A 7455-nucleotide genomic window follows, 5' to 3' on the forward strand; every position below is an offset into this window, starting at 1 on the left:
ATATACCTTTAAAGATAAAGATTCAAACTTACACTTTAAAGGTATTTTTAGTTATTTATTTTTATAGCATAAATATATTTAAATCATACAATATTAATATTTTTTTTATACTAAAACGATACTATTATTATTTATTTATTTCAATAAAGCTTTAGCATGATCAAGAGAAACTCTAGATTCAATATCTCCAGATAACATTCTAGCTATTTCTAAGATTCTTTCTTCCTTGTTCAATTCAATTATTGTTGTATAGCTTAAATCATCTTTTACATATTTTTTTACCATAAAATGTGTTTTTGCTTTACAAGCTATTGAAGCTAAATGAGAGATAACTATAACTTGAGATGATGTAGAAAGTTCTAATAAAGTATTTGCAACATTAGTTGCAATCTCTCCACCAATTCCAGCATCAACTTCATCAAAAACAATAGTTGATAAATTATCTTTTTCACTTAAAGTTGCTTTTATTGCTAACATAACTCTAGATAATTCACCACCACTAGCAATTTCTTTTATTGCTCTTTTTTCAATTCCAACATTAGCACTCATTAAAAATGAAATATCATCAATGCCATCATACGAAAAATCTTTTTCATTTATTTTAACTAAAAAAGAGGCATGCTGCATACCAAGTTTTTTTAAGGTATTTTCAATAGAAGAAGATAATTTGATTGCAGATTTTTTTCTATTAACACTCAAATCATAGGCTTTCTCTTTGAGTAATAATCTTGTCTTTTTAATCTTTTTTTCAATATATAATATTTCATCTTCACCATTATTTAATGTTTCAATTTTTTCGTTAATGTTTTGATAAAAATCAATAACATTATTTAATGAAGGTCCATATTTTTTCTTTAACTTTTGTAATGAAGATAAACGTGCTTGCATTTCATCAAGTTCTACTTGGCTATATTCCATATTATCTAGATAATCTTTTAAAGTTTCATAAATATCTTCAACTTCTAATTTGCAACTTTTCATTCTTGCTGATAATTCAATTAATGAATCATCTTTCAGTTTTACTTTATCTAAAACTTCACAACTTTTATCTAAATTATTTAATGTACTGCTTCCATCAATAGAATTATTTAATATCTCTGTAATTAATTCAACATTATCATGAATTTGTTCAAACTGACTTATTTTTCTAATTTTATCATCTAACTCTTCATCTTCATTTTCTTTAGGATCAACTTGCTTAATTTCTTCATAAGCATATTTTAAATAATCTTCTTGTTGTCTAGATGAATTTATAACTTCTTCTATTTGAACTTTTTCTGCTTCTAATTTACTCAAATTATTATATACATCTTGATAATCATTAAGTAAGCTAAAAGTTTCTCCAAAACTATCTAAAAGTAATAATTGCTTTGATTTTTTCATTAAGGATTGATGTGCATGTTGAGCTGAAATATCAATTAAAAAGGTTGATAATTGTGATAATAAATTTCTATTTATAGTTTCATTGTTTATATAACTAAGAGTTCTTCCATTAGTTTTTATAACTCGCTTAATTATCAAAGTATCATCATCAAAATTAATATTATTTTCAACTAAAAAAGACTTTAATTCTTTATCATCACGGTCTAAATAAAACTGTCCAATTACTGTAGCACTATCAAAACCTACCCTAATTGAAGAAGTTTCACCTTTACCCCCTAACAACAATGAGAGAGCTGATAACATTATAGACTTACCTGCACCTGTCTCACCTGTGATTACACTAAAACCTTCTTTAAAATCAATATGAATATCTTCAATTAATTTAAAGGCATGAATATCTAAGCTCTCAAGCATTACCTCTTCCTCCTGACCAATTTAACTTATCACGCAATATATCAAAATTAGTTCTATTATTAGTAACCAATAAAATAGCTTTAGTTCTAGATTTACAAACCTCAACAATATCATTTTCATATACCTGGGTATTTACTTGACCATCTAAGTTTACCATAACGTCTGTTCTTTGGTTTTCAGATATTTTTAGAGAAATTCTTCTTTCACTAGAAACAACTAAAGGTCTATTTGACAAAGTAAATGGACAAACTGGTGTACAAACAAGAGCAGATAAACCATTATCAACAATAGGGCCACCTGCTGCAAGAGAATATCCTGTGCTACCAGTTGGTGTTGCAACAATCATCCCGTCAGCTCTAAAACTTCCAACAAAAGTATTATCTACACTCATATCAAAAGTAATAACTTTACTAAGGCCATTCGATGTCACATTTACTTCGTTTAGAGCAGTACCACCAAAGACTACTTTCCCGTTCCTAATTATTGATGCTTTTATAGTTGATCTCTTATGTAATACATGCTTATCTCCATCTTCAACATAAGAATGTAAAGTTTCAATTAATTCATTTATTGACACTTCAGTAATATAACCAAAAGTTCCCATATTAACAGGTAAAATAGGTATTCCTAAATCTTGTAAATGTCTCACACAAAATAATACTGTACCATCACCACCTAATGAGATAACCAAATCTATTTCCCCATCAAAGTTAATATCTGAGTAATTAGAATTTGTTTTTATTAAAGTAGTTTTAATATTAATAGAATTTAAATAAGAAATTATTTCATTAGAAGTATCTTCTATTCTTTCTTTTTTCCAATTAGCTACGATCAATATATGTTTTAATTTTTTAGACATTATTTCTCCTTATGGTAAATGGGAAATTACTTTTATTAGTAAATCAATTTCACTAGCCTTTAAAAATGGATATATAGGAAAGGCTACTCCTCTTAAAATAGCTGCACTTGCATTAGGATATAATGCATATTGGTTTTTATAATCAAATCCTATACTATTATTAAACATTTTCATGCAAACTACATTATATTTTTTAGCAAATTTAATTACTTCATCAGGATTTGATTCTAAAACAACAGGGAAACACCAACCATTAGATTCAAAGTTTATATCTTTTTGACCAAATAGTTTATGTTCAGTTTTTAATAAAGCTTGTTTAAACATAGTAAATATCTCATTCCTTTTAACCAAATGTTTATCTACTTCATTTAATTGAATAATACCTAAAGCTGCATTTAAGTCTGGAAGCTGTTGATATTTAGAAATTAAATGATAACGTTTATTTAACAATTCTTTATATTTTACATCATCATATAATAGAGCAGCACCACCACCACAAGAGACAATATGTTCTTGTTCAAATGCACAAACAACAATATCAGAAACACAACCAGCATAAGACTCGTCAAAAGAAGAGCCAAAACTTTGAGTAATATCTTCAATAACAGTTAAATTTAATGATTTATAATCTTGCTCATTTGGAATCTGACAAAAAGGTTCATAAAGAAATAAAACTTCTATTTCATTATCTTTCATTTTATCTAGTATTTTATCACAAGTAATACATCCAGTTTCTTTATCTATATCGACATAAATTGCTTTTGCATTTAGAGCTTTAATTGCATTTCTATAAATTTTAGGAGAAAGAATTGATAACACCACATTAGAGTTTTCTTTAACTCCAGCAATAACTAATGCAGAAATAATTGCATCATAATAACTTCTAAGAGCAATACCACCCTTCTTATTTAAACGATGTGTTAACAATGATATAAACTCTTGTTTTTTACTACCTGGTCCTATCTTTTCATCAACCATTGTTTGTAAAACAGATTGCATATCTTTTCTTCTTAATGTAGGTTTATAAAATTCTATTGTATCAGACACATTAACCTCTATTTCTTTTTCTTCTATTATACTATATACGATAATTCAGATTTTTTCTTTAATAATTTATTTTTTTATATTATATTCTTCAATCCATCAATAAAGCATGATATTATATTTTTATGGAATTATCAAAAAGAGATGCAGCTGAGATAGTAAAAGAAATATCTCAACTTCTAAATAAAAAACTTAATATCATGAATAACGAAGGCATTATAATAGCTAGTTCAACACCAAGTAGAATTAATTCTTTTCATGAGGGTGCATATAATATTATTTCAAATAAATTAAATGAACTAGAAGTACAAGAGACTAACTTAGATTTAGAAGGTACATATAAGGGATTAAATTTCCCTATTGAGATAAATAATGAAATTATTGGAGTTGTAGGAATCACAGGTAGTAGTGATGAAACAAGAGCATATGGTAATATCGTAAAAAAAATGACTGAAATCCTTATAGAAGGTAAAATTAGAGAAGAAATTAAACAAAATAAAGAAAGTATAAGAAATTACTTTTTAATTGATTGGATTTCATCTACTAAATTCAACTATAACCAACAATTAATTCAACGAGGACTTCAGCTAAATATCAACATCGAGAAAAAAAGACGTATAGTTTGCTTTGAGTTATCCCTACAAGATAAAAAACAATTAATTAATCTTGAGAAAAAAATAATTAATAAATTATATAATTTCAATGATTCTAATCTTATTTTTAAAGATTCTAATATCATAGTTTTAGCAACAGAAACTTTAGAAAAAAGCACTCTAAATAATCAATTAAATAAATTAATAAACTTTGCAATAAAAGAACAAGCAAATTTATATATTGGAATAAGTAAAATAGTAAGCGAGTTCTATGATATTAATTCTTATTATTTAAATGCAAAACACGCATTAAATATTCAAAGAATAAAAAACTCAACAGGTTTTTCTTATTATAATGATTTAAATATTGAATTAATTTATGAACAAATTCCAATTCAAATTAAAAATGAATTAATAAAAAAAGTTTTCATTAATTATACTTCTACAAATCTTTCTAAAGATATTAATATTTTAAAAGTATATTACGACAATAATTGTTCTATAAAATATTCATCCCCATTATTAAATATGCACCCAAATACTCTTCAATATCATTTAACTAAAATAAAAGAGAATACTAACCTTGATCCAAGAAATATTAAAGATTCGTTAATCTTACAATTGTGTATAGATTTTTATTTTCAACTTAATTTTTAAATTCAGTTTGTAAAACTAAAAATTATTCTATTATTTGTTACGTGTAACAATTTTCTAATTGTTTTTCTAATGATAATATAACTTATCATGGAGGAAAATTATGAAAGTAGTAATAGCATCAGATTCGTTTAAAGGAAGTGCAACATCTCTTGAAGTCGCTTCAGCAATCGAGAGAGGAATTTTAAAAGCTGATAGTTCTGTTGAAATTAGCAAGTTCCCAGTATCAGATGGTGGAGAAGGATTATTAGAAGTTATTGAAAGTTTAGAAGGATATAAAAGAATAACTTTAAAAGTAAAAGATCCTCTTTTTAATGAAATAGAAGCAAGTTATGTTAGAAATGAAGAAACTGCTTTTATTGAAATGGCAGCTGCAAGTGGACTACCTCTAGTTCCAGATTCAAAAAGAAATCCTTTAAATACAACAACATTTGGTACAGGAGAATTAATTAAAGATGCATTAGATAGTGGTGTATATAATCTTGTAATTGGTATCGGTGGTAGTGCTACTAATGATGGTGGAATAGGTATGTTAACAGCATTAGGAGCAACTTTTTATGACAATGAAGAAAACGAAGTTTCTCCAATTGGAAAAAGCTTAGATATAATAGAAAGTTATGATTTTTCTAATTTTCATAAAAGTATTAACAATGTAAAAGTATCTGTTGCTTGTGATGTTGATAATCCATTATGTGGAATAAATGGTGCTAGTTATATTTATGGACCTCAAAAAGGTGCTGATAAAGATATGGTACAATTCTTAGATAATAGTTTAAATAAATTTTCAAAATTAGTTAACAAAGAAGATGAAGCCTTAGCCCCTGGAAGTGGAGCTGCTGGTGGTTTAGGTTTTGCCCTTAAATCTTTTTTAAATGCCGAGTTGAAAAGTGGTATTGAGTTAGTATTATCTGCTATCGGTTTTGAAGAAGCTGTTTCAAAAGCTGATTTAGTCTTAACAGGTGAAGGTAAAATTGATGGTCAAAGTAAAAGAGGAAAAGTACCTGTTGGAGTTGCAAAAATAGCTAAAAAATTTAATGTTCCAGTTATTGCTATTGCAGGAGATATTGGCAAAGGTACTGAAGCTTTATATGATTTAGGCATTGATGGTATTGTATCTACAACTAGCAGAGCAATGCCTTTAGCAGAAGCAATGAAAAATTCATTAGAATTAAGTGAAGACGAAGCATTTAGACTTTGGAAAATCTTACAAATTCAATTAAAGAATATTAATTAATAGAAATTAATAACCTCATATTTTATTGTTTTCCCTTTATCTGTAAAAAGATAAAGGGTTTAATTACATTAAATCAGTAAAATTAGAAATAAAATAGGAAATACCATTATTACTATTTGATTTAGTAACATATTTTGCAACATTTTTAGCACATTTCTCAGCATTACCCATTGCTACTGAATGTGGAAAATTATCTAACATTTCCACATCATTATGGCTATCTCCAAATAATAAAACTTCTTCATCTTGAATAGCATAAAGGTTTAATACTTCTCTAATGCCATTTAACTTATTAACATTTTTATTTAATATTTCAAGATAATTAATATGAGCAGTGGTTAAATATAAATCCTCATCTAAATCATTTCTTGCATTTTCTACAATAGTTTTTAATTTAGGATTATTTCCCTCCCCTTTTCCAAAAAACTCACATTTCAATACAATTTCTTTATCTAAATCTAATTTATCTTGATTAATTAAATTCTCTTTTTTATCTCCTGAATCTTCTATATAGGCATCTATTTTATCTTCTTCCATATATATTAGGTTTGGAGTATAAATATTTAAACTTTTATTAATTTTTTTTGATAAATCTAAAAGATAAGTAACTGTCTCTTTACTAATAGAATTACTATCTATAATTTTTTTTTCACAAGGATCATAAATTAATGCTCCATTAGCTAAAACCATTGGTGTTTTTATTCCAATAGAATTAGTCATTGGTATAGCAGTTTGTGGAGTTCTTCCTGTAGCAATAATTAATTTAACTCCATTATTTTTTATTTTTCTTAAAGTTGATTTAGTTTCTTCTAGAACTTCTAAATCAGGACTTAATAATGTTCCATCTAAATCAAGAACAACAGCTTTTAAATTTTTTATTTTTTCCATAGCTATTATAAAATAAAGTTAATTAATTTATTTATCAATTAACTTAGTTTATTATTTTTTAAAAAATAATAATAACTAAAATTTAAATGGAAAAAACGATAAGTTTTCTTTTCAAATCATAACCTAATAATTTTTTTATCACAACATTAAAATAATAATTGAAGAGGTATTGAATCTTATACTCGGCAAAAACACTTTATTTATTATTTAATAAATTGAAACAAAACAGAAATAGGAAATTTAACAAAAAAAATACACCTAAAGGTGTAAAAAAAAGAAAAAGGCCCGGCAGCTACCTACTCTCCCACATAATTGTAGTACCATCGGCGTGAGAGTGCTTAACTGCCGTGTTCGGGATGGGAACGGGTGTGTCCACTCTGCTATGG

The 7455-nt window shown here is 26.3% G+C and carries 6 protein-coding genes and 1 rRNA gene; 2 read left to right on the forward strand and 5 right to left on the reverse strand.

Features of this window, described 5'->3' with window-relative positions:
• Positions 1-135: 135 nt before the first annotated feature.
• Genes recN through ACPKM0_RS00380 form a run of 3 tightly spaced genes read right to left on the reverse strand, consistent with a single transcriptional unit; the run spans position 136 to position 3703 of the window.
• Positions 136-1797 carry a DNA repair protein RecN gene (recN, locus tag ACPKM0_RS00370; RefSeq protein ID WP_472472814.1) on the reverse strand — a complete coding sequence of 554 codons (1662 nt, stop codon included), beginning with the start codon at positions 1795-1797 and terminating at the stop codon, positions 136-138.
• Positions 1790-2656 (reverse strand): NAD(+)/NADH kinase, encoded by an 867-nt coding sequence (locus ACPKM0_RS00375; RefSeq protein WP_472472815.1) that lies wholly within the window; start codon positions 2654-2656, stop codon positions 1790-1792. The genes recN and ACPKM0_RS00375 overlap by 8 nt, the downstream gene beginning before the upstream one ends.
• A gap of 9 nt (positions 2657-2665) precedes the next feature.
• Entirely contained in the window at positions 2666-3703 is a 1038-nt protein-coding gene (locus tag ACPKM0_RS00380; RefSeq protein ID WP_472472816.1) for a DegT/DnrJ/EryC1/StrS family aminotransferase, read from the reverse strand.
• A gap of 122 nt (positions 3704-3825) precedes the next feature.
• On the opposite strand from ACPKM0_RS00380, the gene ACPKM0_RS00385 reads away from it, so the two are divergent.
• Positions 3826-4950: a CdaR family transcriptional regulator gene (locus ACPKM0_RS00385; protein ID WP_472472817.1), complete on the forward strand. Its 1125-nt coding sequence runs from the start codon at positions 3826-3828 to the stop codon at positions 4948-4950.
• A 100-nt stretch (positions 4951-5050) separates the two neighbouring features.
• Complete coding sequence (locus tag ACPKM0_RS00390) at positions 5051-6181, forward strand: glycerate kinase (RefSeq protein ID WP_472472818.1); 1131 nt, start codon at positions 5051-5053, stop codon at positions 6179-6181.
• A gap of 63 nt (positions 6182-6244) precedes the next feature.
• On the opposite strand, the gene ACPKM0_RS00395 is transcribed toward ACPKM0_RS00390, so the two are convergent.
• Complete coding sequence (locus ACPKM0_RS00395) at positions 6245-7069, reverse strand: HAD family hydrolase (RefSeq protein ID WP_472472819.1); 825 nt, start codon at positions 7067-7069, stop codon at positions 6245-6247.
• 283 nt (positions 7070-7352) lie between these two features.
• Positions 7353-7455 (reverse strand): 5S ribosomal RNA (gene rrf, locus ACPKM0_RS00400); the annotation flags it as partial.

It is taken from the genome of Pleomorphochaeta sp. (assembly GCF_050031695.1).
In the GTDB taxonomy this organism is placed as follows: domain Bacteria; phylum Spirochaetota; class Spirochaetia; order Sphaerochaetales; family Sphaerochaetaceae; genus Pleomorphochaeta.

Excerpts from the sequence above, each read along its gene's own strand:
- recN (WP_472472814.1), bottom strand. The coding sequence starts at position 1,797 with ATGCTTGAGAGCTTAGATATTCATGCCTTTAAATTAATTGAAGATATT.
- ACPKM0_RS00375 (WP_472472815.1), bottom strand. The coding sequence starts at position 2,656 with ATGTCTAAAAAATTAAAACATATATTGATCGTAGCTAATTGGAAAAAA.
- ACPKM0_RS00395 (WP_472472819.1), bottom strand. The coding sequence starts at position 7,069 with ATGGAAAAAATAAAAAATTTAAAAGCTGTTGTTCTTGATTTAGATGGA.
- ACPKM0_RS00390 (WP_472472818.1), top strand. The coding sequence starts at position 5,051 with ATGAAAGTAGTAATAGCATCAGATTCGTTTAAAGGAAGTGCAACATCT.
- ACPKM0_RS00385 (WP_472472817.1), top strand. The coding sequence starts at position 3,826 with ATGGAATTATCAAAAAGAGATGCAGCTGAGATAGTAAAAGAAATATCT.